Genomic DNA, 1,547 nt, shown 5'->3' on the forward strand with positions numbered 1-1,547 from the left:
GGGGACGGATTTACCTACCCCCACGTGCTACAACCTTAGACCGTGACTACCATCGCACGGCCTGGCTACCTTTCTGCGTCACACCTCACGCTTACCGACTCCACACTCAGGTCCCACCCGCAACACCAAACACCAGGACCGAAGTCCCAGCGGGCGCATTGAATGGTTAGTCTCATGTGTTTTGGTACTGTCGGTTGTGTGTCGGTACCAGAATATCAACTGGTTGTCCATCGACTACGCCTGTCGGCCTCGCCTTAGGTCCCGACTTACCCAGGGCGGATTAGCCTAGCCCTGGAACCCTTGGTCATCCGGTGGACGGGTTTCTCACCCGTCTTTCGCTACTCATGCCTGCATTCTCACTCGAACCGCTTCCACCACTCGTTCACACGGTGACTTCACCAGCGACTCGACGCTCCCCTACCCAACACCACACCATTACGGTACCTGTAGTGCTGCCACAACTTCGGCGGTGTACTTAGCCCCGCTACATTATCGGCGCTCAATCACTTGACCAGTGAGCTATTACGCACTCTTTCAAGGATGGCTGCTTCTAAGCCAACCTCCTGGTTGTCTTCGCAACTGAACATCCTTTCCCACTGAGCACACGCTTAGGGGCCTTAGTTGATGGTCTGGGCTGTTTCCCTCTCGACAATGAAGCTTATCCCCCACTGTCTCACTGCCACGCTGAACCTTGACTGGCATTCGGAGTTTAGTTGACGTCAGTAACCCGGTGGGGCCCATCAGCCATCCAGTAGCTCTACCTCCAGCAAGAACCACGCAACGCTGCACCTAAATGCATTTCGGGGAGAACCAGCTATCACAGAGTTTGATTGGCCTTTCACCCCTAACCACAGGTCATCCCCTCCATTTTCAACTGAAGTGGGTGCGGGCCTCCACGCGCTCTTACACACGCTTCACCCTGCCCATGGCTAGATCACTCCGCTTCGGGTCTAGGACACGCGACTGACAACGCCCTCTTCGGACTCGCTTTCGCTACGACTACCCCACAACGGGTTAACCTCGCCACGCACCGCTAACTCGCAGGCTCATTCTTCAAAAGGCACGCCATCACAGCCATCACGATGCTGCTCTGACGGATTGTAAGCACATGGTTTCAGGTACTCTTTCACTCCCCTCCCGGGGTACTTTTCACCATTCCCTCACGGTACTGTTCCGCTATCGGTCATCAGGAAGTATTTAGCCTTACCAGGTGGTCCTGGCAGATTCACACGAAATTCCACGAGTTCCGTGCTACTCGGGCACACGCACACTGCAATCATGCTCATGTTTCGCCTACGGGACTCTCACCCACTCCGGTCCTGTTTCCCACCAGGTTCGACTACACAAACACCACCACAGACCAGTCATGCTGAACCGGACCATGCACACCCCACAACACCATCACAGCAACACCAGCACGCTTGACACTGAAATGGTTTAGGCTCATCCGGTTTCGCTCGCCACTACTACCGGAATCATTGTTATTTTCTCTTCCTGCGGGTACTGAGATGTTTCACTTCCCCGCGTTCCCCCCACACACCCTATAC

1 rRNA gene (only partly in view) is annotated in these 1,547 nt (G+C 55.0%); it reads right to left on the minus strand.

The window, feature by feature from the left end:
• Window positions 1-1,547, minus strand: a 23S ribosomal RNA gene (locus tag IHE57_RS16105) (it extends past both window edges: 1,477 nt to the left, 211 nt to the right).

Origin of the sequence: Brevibacterium renqingii (genome assembly GCF_017808105.1) — a bacterium.
Lineage (GTDB): Bacteria > Actinomycetota > Actinomycetes > Actinomycetales > Brevibacteriaceae > Brevibacterium > Brevibacterium renqingii.